This is a genomic window from Streptomyces avicenniae, from assembly GCF_000719135.1.
Classification (GTDB): domain Bacteria; phylum Actinomycetota; class Actinomycetes; order Streptomycetales; family Streptomycetaceae; genus Streptomyces; species Streptomyces avicenniae.
Genome location: NZ_JOEK01000012.1, coordinates 327,133 through 345,327, shown reverse-complemented (window position 1 = coordinate 345,327; position 18,195 = coordinate 327,133). Strand labels below are relative to the sequence as shown.

General features: G+C 72.3%; 13 protein-coding genes. 12 read left to right on the top strand and 1 reads right to left on the bottom strand.

Features of this window, described 5'->3' with window-relative positions:
* Positions 1-86: 86 nt before the first annotated feature.
* The 12 genes from nrdR to IF27_RS21775 all read left to right on the top strand — a co-directional run bounded on the left by nrdR (position 87) and on the right by IF27_RS21775 (position 17,339).
* A complete protein-coding gene (gene nrdR, locus IF27_RS21830; protein WP_052851383.1) occupies positions 87-593 on the top strand; it encodes a transcriptional regulator NrdR in 507 nt (168 codons plus the stop codon).
* A 181-nt stretch (positions 594-774) separates the two neighbouring features.
* On the top strand, positions 775-3,717 hold the full coding sequence (locus IF27_RS21825) for a vitamin B12-dependent ribonucleotide reductase (RefSeq protein WP_052851382.1): 2,943 nt from the start codon (positions 775-777) through the stop codon (positions 3,715-3,717).
* Between the two features lie 968 nt (positions 3,718-4,685).
* A complete protein-coding gene (locus IF27_RS21820) occupies positions 4,686-5,477 on the top strand; it encodes an SDR family oxidoreductase (RefSeq protein ID WP_052851381.1) in 792 nt (263 codons plus the stop codon).
* A gap of 33 nt (positions 5,478-5,510) precedes the next feature.
* Positions 5,511-6,119, top strand: a complete 609-nt coding sequence (locus tag IF27_RS21815) for a YdbC family protein (RefSeq protein ID WP_052851380.1) — start codon at positions 5,511-5,513, stop codon at positions 6,117-6,119.
* Between the two features lie 44 nt (positions 6,120-6,163).
* Positions 6,164-6,829 carry a histidine phosphatase family protein gene (locus IF27_RS21810; RefSeq protein ID WP_052851379.1) on the top strand — a complete coding sequence of 222 codons (666 nt, stop codon included), beginning with the start codon at positions 6,164-6,166 and terminating at the stop codon, positions 6,827-6,829.
* Between the two features lie 13 nt (positions 6,830-6,842).
* Positions 6,843-7,547 carry a ribonuclease HII gene (locus tag IF27_RS21805; protein ID WP_052851446.1) on the top strand — a complete coding sequence of 235 codons (705 nt, stop codon included), beginning with the start codon at positions 6,843-6,845 and terminating at the stop codon, positions 7,545-7,547.
* A 159-nt stretch (positions 7,548-7,706) separates the two neighbouring features.
* Positions 7,707-9,866 carry a RecQ family ATP-dependent DNA helicase gene (locus IF27_RS21800; RefSeq protein WP_052851378.1) on the top strand — a complete coding sequence of 720 codons (2,160 nt, stop codon included), beginning with the start codon at positions 7,707-7,709 and terminating at the stop codon, positions 9,864-9,866.
* Positions 9,867-10,279: 413 nt separating this feature from the next.
* Positions 10,280-11,461: a DUF4192 domain-containing protein gene (locus IF27_RS21795; RefSeq protein WP_110946123.1), complete on the top strand. Its 1,182-nt coding sequence runs from the start codon at positions 10,280-10,282 to the stop codon at positions 11,459-11,461.
* Between the two features lie 7 nt (positions 11,462-11,468).
* A complete protein-coding gene (locus IF27_RS21790; RefSeq protein ID WP_052851376.1) occupies positions 11,469-12,254 on the top strand; it encodes an NUDIX hydrolase in 786 nt (261 codons plus the stop codon).
* 116 nt (positions 12,255-12,370) lie between these two features.
* Complete coding sequence (locus IF27_RS21785; protein WP_052851375.1) at positions 12,371-14,311, top strand: ATP-binding cassette domain-containing protein; 1,941 nt, start codon at positions 12,371-12,373, stop codon at positions 14,309-14,311.
* A gap of 143 nt (positions 14,312-14,454) precedes the next feature.
* On the top strand, positions 14,455-15,438 hold the full coding sequence (locus IF27_RS21780) for a FadR/GntR family transcriptional regulator (RefSeq protein ID WP_110946122.1): 984 nt from the start codon (positions 14,455-14,457) through the stop codon (positions 15,436-15,438).
* A gap of 281 nt (positions 15,439-15,719) precedes the next feature.
* Complete coding sequence (locus IF27_RS21775) at positions 15,720-17,339, top strand: RNA polymerase sigma factor (RefSeq protein WP_110946121.1); 1,620 nt, start codon at positions 15,720-15,722, stop codon at positions 17,337-17,339.
* A gap of 619 nt (positions 17,340-17,958) precedes the next feature.
* Here the strand turns inward: IF27_RS21775 and IF27_RS21770 are convergent.
* Positions 17,959-18,189 (bottom strand): DUF7455 domain-containing protein, encoded by a 231-nt coding sequence (locus IF27_RS21770; RefSeq protein WP_052851372.1) that lies wholly within the window; start codon positions 18,187-18,189, stop codon positions 17,959-17,961.
* Positions 18,190-18,195 lie beyond the last annotated feature (6 nt).

Sequence of the window (18,195 nt, the reverse complement as noted above, 5' to 3'; positions counted from 1 at the left end):
CGGAGTGAGTGGAGCACCCCGCCCGCCCATGGCGGGGTCACGCTGAGTAACCGACGCCGCGTCATGCGAGAGAAGGGACGGAAGCCGTGCACTGCCCCTTCTGCCGCCACCCCGACAGCCGTGTCGTGGACAGCAGGACCGCCGACGACGGCACGACGATCCGCCGTCGCCGCCAGTGCCCGACCTGCTCGCGGCGCTTCACCACGGTCGAGACGGCGTCGCTCATGGTGATCAAGCGCAGCGGCGTGACCGAGCCCTTCAGCCGGGACAAGGTCATCGCCGGTGTGCGAAAGGCGTGCCAGGGGCGGCCCGTCACCGAGGACGCCTTGGCCAAGCTCGGGCAGCGCGTCGAGGAGGCCGTGCGCGCCACCGGCAGCGCCGAGCTGTCCACCCATGACGTGGGCCTCGCGATACTCGGCCCGCTCCGTGAGCTCGATGTCGTCGCCTACCTGCGGTTCGCGTCGGTCTACCGCGCGTTCGACACGCTGGAGGACTTCGAGACGGCCATCGCCGAGCTGCGCGAGCGCGAGCGACCACCCGCGGGGCCGGGCGACACGCCCGCCCCCGTCGGCCGTCCCGCCGCGACCGGCTGAGCCCGGGCCCCCGCCCGTCCCGTCCCGCCGCCCGCACCGGTGGCCGGCCCGGGGGAGACCCTCATCACCCATCACAGCCCGGCCGGGGCACCCCCGCGCGCCCCGGTCACCACATCACCCATCCGCGAACCGGGACCGAGCCGGATCGCACCAGGGCGTCACGCCCGTACAGGGAGGCGGAATGACTGAGACCACGAGCGGCCCGGCACGTGGGTCCCGTGCCAGGAGCGGCAAGGGAGCCAGGGGTCTGCGGATCGAACGCGTCCACACCACCCCGGGGGTGCACCCGTACGACGAGGTGGTCTGGGAGCGTCGTGACGTCGTCATGACCAACTGGCGCGACGGTTCGATCAACTTCGAGCAGCGCGGCGTGGAGTTCCCCGACTTCTGGTCGGTGAACGCGGTCAACATCGTCACGAGCAAGTACTTCCGCGGCGCCCTGGGCACCCCCCAGCGGGAGACGGGCCTCAAGCAGCTGATCGACCGCGTCGTGAAGACGTACCGCGCGGCGGGCGAGGAGCACGGCTACTTCGCCGAGCCCGGCGACGCCGAGGTCTTCGAGCACGAAGTGGCCTACGCCCTGCTGCACCAGGTCTTCAGCTTCAACTCGCCGGTGTGGTTCAACGTCGGGACGAAGCAGCCGCAGCAGGTCAGCGCCTGTTTCATCCTGTCGGTCGATGACTCGATGGACTCGATCCTCGACTGGTACAAGGAAGAGGGGATGATCTTCAAGGGCGGCTCCGGGGCCGGTCTGAACCTCTCCCGCATCCGGTCCTCGAAGGAACTGCTCACCTCGGGCGGCAACGCGTCGGGCCCCGTGTCGTTCATGCGCGGCGCCGACGCCTCGGCTGGCACGATCAAGTCGGGCGGCGCCACGCGGCGCGCGGCCAAGATGGTCGTCCTCGACGTGGACCACCCGGACATCGAGGCGTTCATCGAGACGAAGGTCAAGGAGGAGGAGAAGATCCGCGCCCTGCGTGACGCGGGCTTCGACATGGACCTGGGCGGCGACGACATCACGTCCGTCCAGTACCAGAACGCCAACAACTCGGTGCGGGTCAACGACGAGTTCATGCGGGCCGTCGAGTCGGGGAGCCGGTTCGGGCTGCGGGCGCGGACGACCGGCGAGATCATCGAGGAGGTCGATGCCAGGGCCCTGTTCCGCCGGATGGCGGAGGCCGCCCACGCGTGCGCCGACCCCGGCATCCAGTACGACGACGTGATCAACCACTGGCACACCTCGCCGGAGAGCGGCCGGATCACGGCGTCCAACCCGTGCAGCGAGTACATGCACCTGGACAACTCCTCGTGCAACCTCGCGTCGCTCAACCTGATGAAGTTCCTCGACGACGACGGCGAGGGCCACCAGTCGTTCGACGCCGTGCGCTTCGCCAAGGTCGTGGAGCTGGTCATCACGGCCATGGACATCTCGATCTGCTTCGCGGACTTCCCGACGCAGAAGATCGGCGAGACGACCCGCGCCTTCCGTCAGCTCGGCATCGGCTACGCGAACCTCGGCGCCCTGCTGATGGCGACCGGCCACGCCTACGACTCGGACGGCGGGCGTGCCCTCGCCGGTGCCATCACCTCCCTGATGACCGGCACGTCCTACCGGCGCTCGGCCGAACTCGCGGCCGTCGTGGGCGCGTACGACGGCTACGCCCGCAACGCCGACGCCCACAACCGGGTCATGCGCCAGCACTCCGACGCCAACGCCGTGGCCCTCCGGGGCGACGACCTGGACACGCCGGTGTGGGCCGCGGCCACCGAGGCGTGGCAGGACGTCCTGCGGCTGGGCAAGAAGAACGGTTTCCGCAACGCGCAGGCGTCCGTGCTGGCCCCGACCGGCACGATCGGTCTGATGATGGACTGCGACACGACCGGTGTGGAGCCGGACCTCGCCCTGGTGAAGTTCAAGAAGCTGGTGGGCGGTGGCTCCATGCAGATCGTGAACAACACCGTGCCCAAGGCGCTCAAGCGGCTCGGCTACTCGCCGGAGCAGGTCGAGGCGATCGTCGCCCACATCGGCGAGCACGGGAACGTCATCGACGCGCCGGGCCTCAAGCAGGAGCACTACGAGGTGTTCGACTGCGCGATGGGGGAGCGGTCCATCGCCCCGATGGGCCATGTCCGCATGATGGCGGCGGCCCAGCCGTTCCTGAGCGGCGCGATCTCCAAGACGGTCAACATGCCGAGCACCAGCACGGCGGACGACGTCGCGCAGATCTACATGGAGGGCTGGAAGCTCGGCGTCAAGGCGCTGGCCGTCTACGTCGAGAACAGCAAGGTCGGCCAGCCGCTGTCCGCGAAGAAGAAGGACGACGCGAAGACGTCCGGGTCCGCAGCCTCCCCCGCCGCGTCGGTGGCGGCCGAGCCGGAGCGGATCGTGGAGTACCGTCCGGTGCGCAAGCGGCTCCCGAAGGGGCGGCCCGGCATCACCACCTCGTTCGAGGTGGGCGGCGCCGAGGGTTACATGACGGCCAACTCGTACCCGGACGACGGGCTCGGCGAGGTCTTCCTGAAGATGTCGAAGCAGGGCTCGACCCTCGCCGGCATGATGGACGCCTTCTCGATCGCGGTCTCGGTCGGCCTCCAGTACGGGGTGCCGCTGGAGACGTACGTCTCCAAGTTCACCAACATGCGGTTCGAGCCGGCCGGTATGACGGACGACCCGGACGTGCGGATGGCGCAGTCCATCGTGGACTACATCTTCCGCCGCCTGGCGCTCGACTTCCTGCCGTTCGAGACGCGGTCGGCGCTCGGCATCCACACGGCGGCCGAGCGGCAGCGGCACCTCGACACGGGGTCGTACGAGCCGTCGGCCGAGGACGTGGACGTCGAGGGGCTGTCGCAGTCGGCGCCCGTGCAGAGCGAGCCGGTCCGGCCGAGCGGCCTTCCCGCACCGGCGGCGCCGGTCGTCCCCCCGGCCGCCGAGCCCACGGCGCCGCAGGCCGGGGCCGAACGCCCGGCCCCGCGGGAGGCGCACAGCTCGACGGAACTGCTGGAGATGCAGCTCGGCCTCAACGCCGACGCGCCGCTGTGCCTCTCCTGCGGCACCAAGATGCAACGAGCGGGAAGCTGCTACCTCTGCGAGGGCTGCGGCTCGACCAGCGGATGCAGCTGATCCCGGGCGCTGTTGAGGCATGACCATTTGTGCCGGGCGGTGCGGTCGATCCCACGACTGCACCGCCCAGCACGCGGGCCGTCCTGGCGTGCTCCAGGTCATGAACAAGGGATTCGGGCCCTCCGTCCGCCGATGAGCCAGACGTTCCGGGCCTGGAGAGTCGCTCCACGGTGGCGCCTCGCACCATCGTCTATGCGACCCACGCGGGCTCTGACGCATGCCGCGTGGGCCTCCGCCGCACCCGGCGAATCGGCCGATCACCTCCACGACGGTCCACGCCCCCCTTCACCGTGACGAGCACAGCGCCGCCGCGGCTCGTCCGCCACCGACGGGCATCCCGTCGATCCGAACCAGCGGGCCGCTGTCCGACCACTTCGGTTCCCCGACGGCGTACGCGCGGGAGAGACGGTCAGGAGGAGCCCAGGCCCTGCTGTGGCTCGCTCTCGATCGCCACCCTGATTCGAGATTGCCCGGGAAGCTCCGCCGTGCCAGGCGGGTTCGTCCGGCACGACCCTGATGCGCTGTCTCACGCTCGGGGACCTGTGGCTCAGCGGGCAGAACGCCGGGCGAGGTATCTCGGAATCCTCGCCCCGGAGGAGTGGACCTGGGCCGCGCGCGCCGCGTTGGTGGCGGAGGCCCACAGGGCGCCACCGCCGAGGCTGTCGGCGTTTCCCGATCGAGAGCCGAGGAGCCGCGACGCCGGGATCAGGCGATCTCCGCCGGTCGCACGGGCCGACTCCCCTCCGGAATGCCGAAGGGCCCTTCCGGGCTCGCCCCAACCGGGCAAGCAGCATCGACATGTCGATCTCTTGACGCGGGGCTCCTCGACGGCCCTCCCGTTGACCTTGACGAAGGGCCGTCACGGTCGCGGGTCCGCCGGGCGCGGTGAGGCGGGAGCCGCGCCGCGCGTCACCCCTCCGGGCAGCCTCGGGCTGCCGGTGCGCGGCGCGGGCGGCAGCCTGGTCCGTATGAGCACGATCCTGGTCACCGGCGGTACCGGCGTGCTGGGCCGCGAGGTGGTGCGTCGGCTGAGCGACGGCGGTGCCGACGTCCGCGTGTTCAGCAGACGGCCCCGGCCCTCCCGTGCCCAGGCGTCCGTGACCTGGTGCGTCGGCGACCTCGCGACCGGCGACGGTCTCGCCACGGCGCTGCGCGGTGCCGACGCGGTGGTCCACTGCGCGACCTCGGGCGGGCGGCGGGACGTCGGCGCGACGCAGCGGCTCGCCCTCGCCGCCCGGCGTGCCGGGAGCCCGCATCTGCTCTACGTCTCCATCGTGGGTGTGGAGCGTACGCCGTCGATCCCGTACTACAGCGCCAAGCTCGCCTGCGAACGCGCGGTGCGCCGCAGCGGGCTCCCCTGGACCGTGCTGCGCGCCACGCAGTTCCACAGCCTGGTGGCGGCCGTCGTCCGGGCGCAGCGCCGGTCGCCCGTCGTGCTCACGGCGGGCGGGGGCGTCCGTCTCCAGCCGGTCGATGCCGGTGAGGTGGGGAGCAGGCTCGCCGAGCTGGCGGTCGGATCCCCGGCGGGGCAGGCGGCGGACATGGCGGGTCCTGAGATCCGCACGATGCTGGAGCTGACCCATGAGGTGTTGGCCGCGGACGGTCTCCGGCGGACGGTCCTGCCGCTCCGGCTTCCGGGGAAGGCGTTCAGGGCGCTGCGTGGTGGCGCCCTGCTGGCGCCTCGCCGGGCGGTCGGGCGCGTGACGTTCGAGGACTACCTCGCCCGGGCGGCCACGGGAGCCGGGCAGGACGGTCCATAGGTCGGCCCGAGGGGATGGCCGTACGATGGCGCGGTGCTGGTCAAGTGGATGCGGTGCACCGTGATCGACCGAGTCGGCTTCGAGCGGGGGCAGCGGAAGTGGGCAGGGCTGCTCGGCGAGCCGGGGTTCAGGGCCCAGGGCGGTGGCTGGAGCAGGACGCGTGAGGGGGTGGTGCACCTCTTCGGGTTCTGGGAGAGCCGCGCGTTCTACGACTCGTTCATGGCGCGTTCGCACGACCGGTTGGCGGCCTCGCAGTCGGGCACCTTCCAGGACATGCGGGTGCGGCTGTTCCAGTACCGGTTCGACGTGAAGACGGGCTTCGAGCCACGCTTCGCCGAGGCGGACCTGCTGCGGGTGGCCCACTGCCAGGTGCACAGGGAGCGCGCCGAGCACTTCGCCCTCATGCAGGAGAAGGTGTGGAATCCGGCGATGGCGGGGTCGCCGGGGATGCTGCGCGGTGTCTTCGCCGAGGCCGAGGCGGACAGCGAGTTCCTGGTCCTGTCGATGTGGAACTCGGCGGCCGAGCGCGCCAAGTACCGGACCGAGCGGGTGGAGCGGCTGGGGCTGCGTGCGCAGACCGGCGCGGACATCGCCGCGATAGCCGGGGACGTCATCGACATGGAGCCGTCCTGGACCGTCTGAGCGGCGATGTGTCGCCCGCCGCCGGTTCGCATAGGCTGCATCCCATGGCACAGCCCCGGCGTATCGTCCTCCTACGGCACGGAGAGTCGCAGGGGAACCATGACGATTCCGTGTACGCCCATGTCCCCGACCACGCCCTCGAACTGACGGCGAAGGGCCGTGGGCAGGCCGCGACGGCGGGGGAGCGGCTGCGGGAGGTGTTCGGCGACGAGCGGGTCTCCGCGTACGTGTCGCCCTACCGGCGGACCCATCAGACGTTCCAGCTCCTGCGGCTGGACCCCACCCGCGTGCGGGCCAGGGAGGAACCTCGACTCCGCGAGCAGGACTGGGGCAACTGGCAGGACCGCGAGGACGTGCTGCGCCAGAAGCGGTCCCGGGACGCGTACGGCCACTTCTTCTACCGCTTCGCGCAGGGGGAGTCGGGCGCCGACGTCTACGACCGGGTGGGCGCGTTCCTGGAGAGTCTGTGGCGCAGCTTCGAGGAACCCGACCATCCGCCCAACGTGCTGCTGGTGACGCACGGCCTGACGATGCGCCTGTTCTGCATGCGGTGGCTGCACTGGACGGTCGCCGAGTTCGAGTCGCTGTCCAACCCGGGGAACGGCGAGACCCGCGAACTGCTGCTCGGCCGGGACGGGCGCTACCACCTCGACCGGCCCTTCGAGCACTGGTACACACCCGAGCGTCCCTTCCAGGGCTGGTGCGCGTAGGGTGGTCGCCGCCATGCCGTACGAACCTCCCACCCACCGTGTCGAGCGCTCCCTCCGCGCCACGACGGGCGCCCGTGTCGTCGCGGGGGTGGACGAGGTCGGCCGCGGCGCGTGGGCCGGGCCCGTCACCGTGTGCGCCGCCGTCACCGGGCTGCGCAGGCCGCCCGAGGGGCTGACCGACTCGAAACTGCTGACGCCGCAGCGCCGTACCGCGCTCGCCGGTGTCCTGACCCGATGGGTGAGCGCCTACGCCCTCGGGCACGCGTCGCCGCAGGAGATCGACTCCCTCGGCATGACGGCTGCTCTCCGCCTGGCCGCCGTGCGTGCCCTCGAAGCGCTTCCCGAGCGGCCCGACGCGGTCATCCTCGACGGCAAGCACGACTACCTGGGGACCCCCTGGCAGGTGCGGACCGTGATCAAGGGCGACCAGTCGTGCGTGGCGGTGGCCGCGGCGTCCGTCATAGCCAAGGTGCACCGGGATGCGATGCTGGCCGAACTGGCCTCTGATCACCCCGACTTCGGCTTCGACAGCAACGCGGGGTATCCCGCGCCCGTGCACCGCGCCGCGTTGGAGGACCAGGGGCCGACGCCGCACCACCGGCTCTCCTGGGCCTACCTCGACTCCCTGCCGCGCTGGCGGCATCTGCGTCTGCCGTCGCATCGGGAGGCGTCCGCCGACGAGACCCTTGAGGACGCGGGACAGCTCGGCTTCTTCTGACCGGCACAGCGGGCGGCTGTTCCGGCACGGCCCACCCCGGACTCCCGGTTCCTCCGGGGCGGTGGCGCCCGGTTCTCGCGGGTGTGCGAACGCGCGTGCCTGACCTGGTGGGAAGGGGCGGGTTGGCTGAATGTCCGTGCCATCGGGTTGCATGGGGGCATGGACGATCAGGAACTGCGCACCGAGGCCGACATCCTTCTCGCCGGGCTCGTCGGCGTCCCGGAGGGGGCGGCGCGGCTGCGGGAGGACCAGTGGCGTGCGGTGGCGGCACTGGTGCAGGAGCGCCGCCGGGCACTGGTCGTGCAGCGCACCGGCTGGGGCAAGTCGGCGGTGTACTTCGTGGCCACCGCGCTGCTGCGCAGACGCGGTGCGGGCCCCACGGTGATCGTCTCGCCGTTGCTGGCGCTGATGCGCAACCAGGTCGAGGCGGCGGCGCGGGCGGGTATCCGGGCGCGCACCATCAACTCGGCCAATCCCGAGGAGTGGGAGGCTATCCACGAGGAGGTGGAGCGGGGGGAGACCGACGTCCTCCTCGTCAGCCCGGAGCGGCTCAACTCCGTCGATTTCCGCGATCAGATGCTTCCCCGGCTCGCGGCCACGACCGGCCTCCTGGTGGTGGATGAGGCGCACTGCATCTCCGACTGGGGGCACGACTTCCGCCCCGACTACCGCCGGTTGCGGGCGATGCTCGCCGAGCTGCCGCCCGGCGTCCCGGTGCTGGCCACCACCGCGACGGCCAACGCGCGGGTCACCGCGGACGTGGCCGAACAACTGGGCACCGGAGTGGGCGGCGCCCTGGTGCTGCGTGGCCCGCTGGAGAGGGAGAGCCTGCGGCTCGGTGTGGTCCGGCTGCCGGACGCGGCGCACCGTCTGGCGTGGCTCGCCGAGCACCTGGACGACCTGCCGGGCTCCGGGATCGTCTACACGCTGACGGTCGCCGCGGCGGAGGAGGCCACGGCCTTCCTGCGGCAGCGCGGCTTCCGGGCGGCCTCCTACACGGGGCGCACGGAGAACGCCGACCGGCTCCAGGCCGAGACCGATCTGCTGGAGAACCGGGTCAAGGCGCTGGTCGCGACGTCGGCGCTCGGTATGGGCTTCGACAAGCCGGACCTCGGTTTCGTGGTCCATCTCGGCTCGCCCTCCTCGCCCATCGCCTACTACCAGCAGGTGGGACGCGCGGGCCGTGGCGTCGCCCACGCCGACGTGCTGCTGCTCCCGGGCACGGAGGACGAGGCGATCTGGCGCTACTTCGCCGACACCGCCTTCCCCGCCGAGACTCAGGTCCGCCAGACCCTCGCGACGCTCACGGAAGCGGGGCGGCCGCTGTCCGTACCCGCGCTGGAGGCGGCGGTTGATCTGCGGCGCAGCCGTCTGGAGACGATGCTGAAGGTTCTGGACGTGGACGGCGCGGTCAAGCGGGTCAAGGGCGGTTGGACGGCGACCGGAGCCGACTGGGTGTACGACGCCGAGCGTTACGAGCGGGTCGCGCGGCAGCGGGCGGCCGAGCGGCAGGCGATGCGCGACTACGCGAGCACGTCCCGCTGCCGGATGGAGTTCCTGCGCCGCCAACTGGACGACGAGGGCGCGGCACCGTGCGGCCGTTGCGACACCTGCGCGGGTCCCTGGGCCGATCCCTCGGTCTCGGCCGAGGCGTTGACGGGTGCGGTGAAGGAACTGGACCGCCCGGGGGTCGAGGTCGAGCCGCGCAGGATGTGGCCGACAGGGATGCCCGCCCTGGGCGTCCAGCTCAAGGGGCGTATCCCGGCCGACGAACAGGGAGCCACCGGACGCGCCCTGGGGCGGCTCTCCGACATCGGCTGGGGGAACCGGCTGCGCCCGCTGCTGGCGGAGAACGCGCCCGACGGGCCGGTGCCCGACGACGTCCTCAGGGCCGCCGTGACGGTTCTCGCCGACTGGGCGCGCTCTCCGGGAGGCTGGGCGGCAAGCGACGCGGACGCCCCCGCGCGGCCGGTGGGGGTCGTCGCCATGCCGTCCTCGGCACGGCCGCAGCTGGTCGGTTCCCTCGCCCAGGGAATCGCGGACGTCGGGCGCCTTCCCCTGCTCGGCACCCTGGCCTGGACCGGCCCGGACGGCACGCACGCGGCACGCCGCAGCAACTCCGCCCAACGTCTCAAGGCGTTGTCGGGCGCCCTCGCCGTGCCCGACGAACTGGCCGCCGCCCTGGCCCCACTCTCCGGCCCCGTCCTGCTCGTGGACGACTACACCGACTCCGGCTGGACGCTCGCGGTCGCCGCCCGCCTGCTGAGGCAGGCAGGCAGCGGGCCCGTGCTGCCGCTGCTCCTCGCGTCGGCGGGATGAGTCGTTCCCCTCAGCGGCGGAGACGGCCCTCGCCCCGACCCGGGCCGAGTCGGAACCGCCGCCGAGGTCGTCGGCAGGCGCCGCACGCGACGGGCGAGGCCGGTGCGGTGTCCAGGAGAGGGGCGGCCGGATCCGGTCGGCCCGCCGCGTCCTCTGCGGGCCGTGGTGGGACGGGCCAAGAGGGCGGCGCGGGCACTGCCCGCGCCGTTGCCGGGACGATGAGGTGCGCACCTGTTCGGGGTTCGTGGGGTTTTGTGCGGCTGAATGCGTCATGCCCCCATGCAAGCGGAGATTCCCCTCGCGCGCCGATCGCCCTGTGGATAACTCACCCCCTGCACTGATCATCCGATCGCCTAGCGGTGCTTGTGGACAACCGACGGCATGCTCGGCCCAACTGCCGCAAGCTCCTCGGCATGACACGACACAACGCATCGACGCGCAAGGCGGACATCGACCGGGAGAGCGGCGTGACCCTCCGCGGACCGGCGGACCTCGCCGTGGCGCTGCCGCACCTGCTCGGCTTCCGTCCCGACGACTCCATCGTCCTCATCGGACTCCACGGTCCGCGCGGACGCCTCGGAGGAAGGGTCAGGATGGGCATCCCCGACGACCCGGCCCACTGGGCCGAGGCCGCGGACCACATGGCCGCCTCCCTGGCCGAGTGCGGTGCGCGGTACGGCACCCGTCCCGACGCCGCGGTCGCCTACCTGTGCCAGGAACCGCCGTCCGGAACGCAGGCCGACGCCCTCATGGAACGGTTGCGGCCTCTCGCCCAGCGGCTCAGGACCGCCTGCGGAGCGCTCGACATCCCGGTGCACGAAGCCCTGTATCTCGCCAACGGCCGCTTCTGGTCCTACTGCTGCACGGGCACCGGGGCCTCCTGCCCGGACGACGGCCGCGAGCTGCCCGACGAGAGCACCTCCCCGGTGGCCGCCGCCGCGGTCCTCGCCGGGATTCCCCGGCCGGGCCCGCTCCGGGACATCGAGCGGCGGCTCATGCCGCCGGAGGGCTTCCCCGTCGCTCCCCAGGTGCGGGCCCTGGACGCGGCGGCCACCGCCCTTCTCCCGAGGATGCTGGGCACCCCGGCGGACATCGAGGACGTGCGCGGGGAGACCCTCGGGCTCGCGGAGCGGCTGCTCGACCGGCTCCGGCGGGCCACGGCCCGGGGCGAGGGCGGCCCCCCGGAGACGGACGCGGCGGACGACGCCCTGATCACGTCGGCGGAGGCCGCGCGTCTCCTGATCGGTCTCCAGGACCGGATCGCCCGCGACCGGGCCGCGGAATGGATGGAGGGGCGGGAGGCGCCGGTCGCGCTGCGCCTGTGGTCGGCGCTGGCCAGGCGGTGCGTCGCCGAGTACGCCGACCACGCCGCGGCGCCACTGACCCTCGCCGGATGGGTCGCCTGGTCCACGGGGGACGGGATCGGTGCCCACGTCGCACTGGGACGGGCGCTGAGCGCCGATCCCGAGTACGTGTTCGCGCGGCTGCTGCACCAGGCGTGCAACGAGGGGATCGATCCCGAGCCGTTGCGGCGATCGATGCGTCAGCAGCGGGCCGATCGGAGGCGCCGGGGAGGGGGTTCGGGCCCCCTATGATCACGGCATGCCCTACGACCCGTCGGACTTCCCACCGTTCGCCGTCACCGTCGATCTGGTCGTGCTCACCGTCCGTCGGCACGCCCTGTGCGCGCTCACGGTCCGCCGGGGCGAGGAGCCCCACCAGGGGCAGTGGGCACTGCCGGGCGGCTTCGTCCGCACGGACGAGGACCTCGCCTCGGCGGCGGCGCGTGAACTTGCCGAGGAGACGGGGCTGCGGACCCACGAGTCGGGGAACCGCCACTCGGCGGCGCATCTCGAACAGCTCGCCACCTACGGTGATCCGGGCAGGGATCCGAGAATGCGTGTGGTCAGTGTCGCGCATCTGGTGCTGGCCCCCGACCTGCCGACCCCCACCCCGGGAGGCGACGCGGGCGGCGCGCAGTGGACCCCGGTCGGGGACCTGCTCGGGGACGAGGTCTCCCGTGGCGCCGGTACCGGTACCGAGGCCGGTGCTACGGCAGGGATCGGGGCGGCGACACCGCTCGCCTTCGACCACGGGCGCATCCTGGCCGACGGCGTCGAGCGCGCGCGTTCGAAGATCGAATACTCATCCCTCGCCGCGGCCTTCTGCCCGCCGGAGTTCACGGTCGGCGAGCTGCGCCGGGTGTACGAGGCCGTATGGGGAGTCGTGCTCGACCCGCGGAACTTCCACCGCAAGGTCACCGGTACACCCGGTTTCCTCGTGCCGGTGGGCGGCACGACGACGCGGCAGGGGGGCCGCCCCGCCCAGTTGTTCAGGGCCGGTGGCGCCACCGTGCTGAACCCGCCGATGCTCCGGCCCGAGGTGTGACGGTGGCGCCGCCGTCCAGGGTGGGGGAGGCGCGGTCCGGCAACCTCCGCGCGTCGCCCGGAAAATCACCTATGTCCCGTTAGGGTGCCTCACGTGCACGCTCGACGGGAGAATCGATGATCCAGGCCATCGGACTCACCAGTGCGTCTCGGCGCGGTCGGCCGCCGGCCGTTGACGACGTCACCTTCGAGGCGCGCCCGGGCAAGGTCACGGCGCTGCTCGGGCCATCCGGTTCCGGCAAGTCCACCGCCCTGCGGCTGATGCTCCACCTGACGCCGGGCCGCGGGGTCGCGCTCTTCCGTGGTCGCGCCCTGATCCAGATCCCGCACCCCGCGCGCGAGATCGGGACGCTCCTCGGTGACGTGCCGGGACACCCGAGGCGCACCGCCATCGGCCAGCTGCGCATGCTGGCCGCCGCGGCCGGAGTACCCGCCGCCCGTGCCGAGGAGGTGCTCGACGTGGTCGGGCTCAGCGGCCTCGCCGGGCAGTGCCTCGGACGGTTCTCCCTCGGCATGGACCGCCGCCTCGGGTTGGCCGTCGCCCTGCTCGGCGACCCGCACACCCTGGTGCTGGACGAACCCGCCTCGGGGCTCTCCCTCCGGGAGAGCGCGTGGATGCACGGCCTGCTGCGGGGATACGCCGACCAGGGCGGCGCCGTCCTGATGGCGGCCCAGGACGCCGAGGAGACCGCGCGGTTCGCCGACCGGGTGGTGAGCCTCGACGGCGGTCGGCTGGTCGCCGACCAGGCGGTCCAGGACTTCACCCGCACCCGGCTCCGCCCCCGCGTCGCCGTCCACACCCCCCATGCCGGACGGCTGGCCGCCGCGCTCACCCAGGAATTCCGCACCGCCGCGCCCGGCCCCGACGGGCCCCCTGAGGTCGTCCGTGAGTCCGGGACCCGGCTCGCGGTCTACAGCAGCAGCCGCGCGGCCGTCGGCGAGGTCGCCTACCGGCACCACATCGTCCTGCACCAACTCGCCGACGAGGTGGGCGATTCCGGGGACCACAGCCGCATGGCTCCCCTCGACCGCGCCGACGGACGCACTCCTGAAGCCGCCGCCGCGCAGGCGTCCAGGACCCGTGTGACCCTCCCCGCCCTTCCCCCCTCCCTCGCCACCGCCCCGCACACCACCGCCCCGCACACCATCGACGCCCCCGATCACCGCGCGGACACGGAGCCCGGGCCACGCGACGAACCCGGCCACGGCTCGGAGCCCGAAGGCGTGCCAGGGACCCCGGAGGCGGCCCCCGCCACACCCGCGCCGATGCCCAGGCTGCTCACCCTGTCGCCCCCCGGCCCCACTTGGCCCCTGCGCTACGAACTGCGGCGCTGGACCGGCGTGCACACCGGCTGGTGGATCATGGGCACCGCGCTCGTCGCGGGCCTCGTCACCGCGCTGTGCCTCGCCATGGCCGACACACGGCCCGTGGAACGGACGCTCACCGGCTGGGCCGAACCCCTGCCCCTGCCCCCCGTCGCCATGGCGGCCGGGCTGCTGGGCGCCCTGGCGTTCGGCCAGGAGTTCCGCTACCCGGCGCTCGCCCCGGCCAGCGCGCACGTCGCCCGCCGACTCTCGCTGCTCATCGGCAAGCTCGTCGTCGCGGGCGCCGCCGCCCTCCTCCTGTGCTGCACCGCCATCGCCGCCAACTCCGCGGCGCTCCACCTCTTCCTCGCCCGTCCGGCACCCGGGGCGGCGTCCTGGACCGACGCCCTGGAGAGCATCGCCCTGCTCACCGTGGGCTGCGCATGGGCCGGGGTGCTCGCCGCCGGGATCTTCCGCTCCACCCTCGTCGGACTCGCGGCCGTCACCGCCGTCCCGCTGGCCGCGGCGCCCGGGTTGCGCGCGCTGCTGGACAGCCCGGCGGGCGAGTCGCTCAGCGGACTCCCGCGCCGCTTCCAGACCCTCACCACGCTTCCGTTCCCGTCCGGACTCGATCGCTGGCTGTCCGCTTCCGCGCATCTCGCGTCTGCGCCGATCGGCTGGGCCCTCGTCCTCTCCCTCACCGTCCTGCTCGGTGGATACGCCCTGATCAGCCTGCGGAACAGCGTTCGCTGAGCGGCCGGTCACCCCCGGCGCCGGACGGCCCGCGGACGGGCCGCGCTCCCCAACTTCCTTGAGATTGCCCGCAATGCGCGCGCGGAGTCCATTTCCTTACGGTTAGACGTCAATTATGCGGGAGTCGCCGATCACCCTTTCGTGTGCTTTTCACCAAAGACCTCAAGGTGCCAACGGACGTCGCCGACAAAGGAGGCGTGACTACCCTTGCGCACTCGATGATGACCACCTCCCGCTCCGCCGACTCAGGCGCCACCGGAACGGGAGACCTCGACCGCTACTCCTACGCGGAGTCAAGCGGCGCCGCCCGCACCACCAACGCCCTCGCGTGGGACGGGACCGACCCCGACATGGCCCGTATCGGGCGCCGCGCCGCCGGCAGCCGGGGCCGCGGCCTGCACGGCCAACTCGTCCAGCAGCTCGGCCAGATGATCGTCTCCGGCGACCTCGGCGCCGACCGGCCCCTGGTCCCCGAGGAGATCGGCCAGCGTTTCGAGGTGTCCCGCACCGTCGTCCGCGAGTCGCTCCGCGTCCTGGAGGCCAAGGGGCTCGTCAGCGCCCGGCCCAACGTGGGCACGCGCGTCCGCCCCGTCGGCGACTGGAACCTCCTCGACCCCGACATCATCGAATGGCGCGCCTTCGGCCCCCAGCGCGAGGACCAGCGGCGCGAGCTGGGCGAGCTGCGCCTCACCATCGAGCCCCTCGCCGCACGGCTCGCCGCCGGTGAGGCCCGCGACGAGGTCCGCCAGCGCCTCGGCGACATGGTCGAGATCATGACGCACGCCCTCGGCCAGGGGGACGCCCTCACCTTCTCCCGCGCCGACGCCGAGTTCCACGCCCTGCTGCTCCAGGCGGCCGGGAACCGGATGCTGGAGCACCTTTCCGGCATCGTCGGCGCGGCGCTCCAGGTCTCGGGCGGCAGCGGGTCTGGCTGCGAGCAGCCGTCCGAGGGGTCCGTCACCCTCCACCAGCGCATCCTGGAGGGCGTCGCGGCGGGAGAGCCCGTCGCCGCCGAGACCGCCATGCGGCAGCTGCTCACGGCCTCCCACGAGGTGCCCGCGCCCACGGCGCCCGGCCAGTCAGCCGCCGGGGCCGACCACGTCGTGCCCGCCCCGCGCGAGCACTGACCGGGGTCCGGCGTCACGGAGCGTCGTCGGGGCCGGCCCTCACCGGACTCCGGCGGCGCGTTTGCACCGGCCCGTTACAGTCGAGTGCGTGGTGTGACTCGCGCCACGCGAAAGCTGCGTAACGCTTCGGGGAGCAGCGCCGATGTCCCAAGAGGTGGCCGCGGCGGCCGGACCAGCAATCCGTCCCCACGCCTGCCGAAGCCGTCGGCGTATCCCCGCCGTCGGTCACGGTTCCGCTTCCATCGGGCGGGCCTTAAGCCGTTCCCAGAGTTTCCGAGAGGTTGTTCGTGTCGGCCAGCACTTCCCGTACTCTCCCCGCGGAGATCGCCGAGTCCAATTCTGTGATGGCGCTCATCGAACGGGGAAAGGCTGAGGGGCAGATCGCCGGCGACGATGTCCGCCGGGCCTTCGAAGCTGACCAGATCCCGTCAACCCAGTGGAAGAACGTTCTGCGCAGCCTCAACCAGATCCTCGACGAGGAGGGCGTGACGCTGATGGTGAGTGCCGCCGAGGCGCCCAAGCGCACCCGGAAGAGTGTCGCCGCGAAGACGACGGCCAAGCGCACCGCGACCAAGACCGTCGCGGCCAAGACCGCCCCGGCGAAGAAGGCCACCGCCGTGGCCAGGCCCGAGGCATCCGCCGACGGTGGCGCCGTGATCGAGGGCGGCTCCGTCTCCCAGAAGACCGCCACCGCCAAGAAGACCGCCGCCAAGAAGGCGGCACCGGCCAAGAAGACCACCGCGCGCAAGACCGCCGCCAAGAAGACGGCGCCGGCCAAGAAGACCGCCGCGGGCAAGGACGAGGCCGGGAAGAAGGAGATCGTTGACGAGTTCCTTGAGGGTGATGAGGAGACCCTGGAGGAGCCGACGGAGCGCGCGGTCCGCGCCGGTGCGCCCGGCGAGGGCACCGAGGTCAAGACGGAGAACGAGGGCTTCGTCCTGTCCGACGAGGACGAGGACGACGCCCCCGCGCAGCAGGTCGCGGCGGCCGGTGCCACGGCCGACCCGGTCAAGGACTACCTCAAGCAGATCGGCAAGGTCCCCCTGCTCAACGCCGAGCAGGAGGTCGAACTCGCCAAGCGCATCGAGGCCGGTCTGTTCGCCGAGGACAAGCTCGCGGGCTCCGACAAGATCGCGCCCAAGCTCCGCCGTGAACTGGAGATCATCTCCGAGGACGGCCGACGGGCGAAGAACCACCTGCTGGAGGCCAACCTCCGGCTCGTCGTCTCCCTGGCCAAGCGCTACACCGGCCGCGGCATGCTCTTCCTCGACCTCATCCAGGAAGGCAACCTCGGTCTGATCCGCGCGGTCGAGAAGTTCGACTACACCAAGGGCTACAAGTTCTCGACGTATGCCACCTGGTGGATCCGCCAGGCGATCACCCGCGCCATGGCCGACCAGGCGCGCACCATCCGTATCCCGGTGCACATGGTCGAGGTCATCAACAAGCTCGCGCGCGTCCAGCGCCAGATGCTCCAGGACCTGGGCCGCGAGCCCACGCCCGAGGAACTGGCCAAGGAACTGGACATGACGCCGGAGAAGGTCGTCGAGGTCCAGAAGTACGGGCGTGAGCCGATCTCCCTGCACACGCCGCTCGGCGAGGACGGCGACAGCGAGTTCGGTGACCTGATCGAGGACTCCGAGGCCGTGGTGCCCGCCGACGCGGTCAGCTTCACGCTGCTCCAGGAACAGCTGCACTCGGTCCTGGACACGCTCAGCGAGCGCGAGGCCGGTGTCGTGTCGATGCGGTTCGGCCTCACCGACGGGCAGCCGAAGACGCTGGACGAGATCGGCAAGGTCTACGGCGTGACGCGTGAGCGCATCCGGCAGATCGAGTCGAAGACGATGTCCAAGCTGCGGCACCCGTCGCGATCCCAGGTCCTGCGGGACTACCTCGACTGACGGGTCGGGGTTCGTCGGCGGCAACGCGGACGGTGAGCACGACGAGACGGCCGGTCACCCTTCGCGGGGGACCGGCCGTCCGTGCGTTTGTGGCTGTGTGGGGGGCGCCGGGTGCTCCGCCGGGGCGGCCCGCCGGAGACAGGGGCGAGGGGCGCGCGGCGGGGGATGCCGGTCCGTCCGCCGAGGGCGGACTCGTGGGACGCTGCCGTGGGCTCGGCGCGCGGGGGAGACACCCCGGGGAGGCTCGCAGGGCTGCGGAGGCGCGTGGAGCGCGCTGGAGGGCCTTCTGGGCCGGGCGGAAGCCGGATCAGGGGGCGGGGGCCAAGGGGAGCGCTCGTGGACGTCGGAGCCTCACGCGGGAGACGTGCTCCCGGGGAGGACGGCGGGCTGGGTCAGCCGAGCCACCCTGTGGCCAGATGCCGCGCGGGACGATGGCCGCGCGGAAGTGTGTCCGGTACGGGGATCGGGTGCGCGGGCGGGACGGCGGCGATGCCGACCACCCGGGGACGGCGACGGGAATGCGGTCGCCGGTCACTCACGGTGGTGACCGCGAGCGACCGGCCCCGTCCGGTTCAGCCGGATACAGCCCGTCGCACAGGGGACGCGATACGTCAGCTGATCAACGTTCGTCGTCGTTCGCGGAGGCAGGAGTCGCGGTGAGCTTCTCCGTCTCGTCCTGTATTTCCGCGGCGATCTTCTTGAGCTCGGGCTCGAACTTGCGACCGTGATGGGCGCAGAAGAGCAGCTCTCCGCCGGTGGTGAGGACCACGCGGAGATACGCCTGGGCACCACAGCGATCGCAGCGGTCCCCAGCCGTCAGCGGGGTCGCGGGGGTCAGAACAGTAGTCACGTCGCC

Bases quoted from the DNA above. Each gene is read 5' to 3' on its own strand.
- IF27_RS21820 (WP_052851381.1), top strand. From the start codon at position 4,686: ATGAGCACGATCCTGGTCACCGGCGGTACCGGCGTGCTGGGCCGCGAG.
- IF27_RS21825 (WP_052851382.1), top strand. From the start codon at position 775: ATGACTGAGACCACGAGCGGCCCGGCACGTGGGTCCCGTGCCAGGAGC.
- IF27_RS21810 (WP_052851379.1), top strand. From the start codon at position 6,164: ATGGCACAGCCCCGGCGTATCGTCCTCCTACGGCACGGAGAGTCGCAG.
- IF27_RS21800 (WP_052851378.1), top strand. From the start codon at position 7,707: ATGGACGATCAGGAACTGCGCACCGAGGCCGACATCCTTCTCGCCGGG.
- IF27_RS21790 (WP_052851376.1), top strand. From the start codon at position 11,469: ATGCCCTACGACCCGTCGGACTTCCCACCGTTCGCCGTCACCGTCGAT.
- IF27_RS21805 (WP_052851446.1), top strand. From the start codon at position 6,843: ATGCCGTACGAACCTCCCACCCACCGTGTCGAGCGCTCCCTCCGCGCC.
- IF27_RS21785 (WP_052851375.1), top strand. From the start codon at position 12,371: ATGATCCAGGCCATCGGACTCACCAGTGCGTCTCGGCGCGGTCGGCCG.
- IF27_RS21795 (WP_110946123.1), top strand. From the start codon at position 10,280: ATGACACGACACAACGCATCGACGCGCAAGGCGGACATCGACCGGGAG.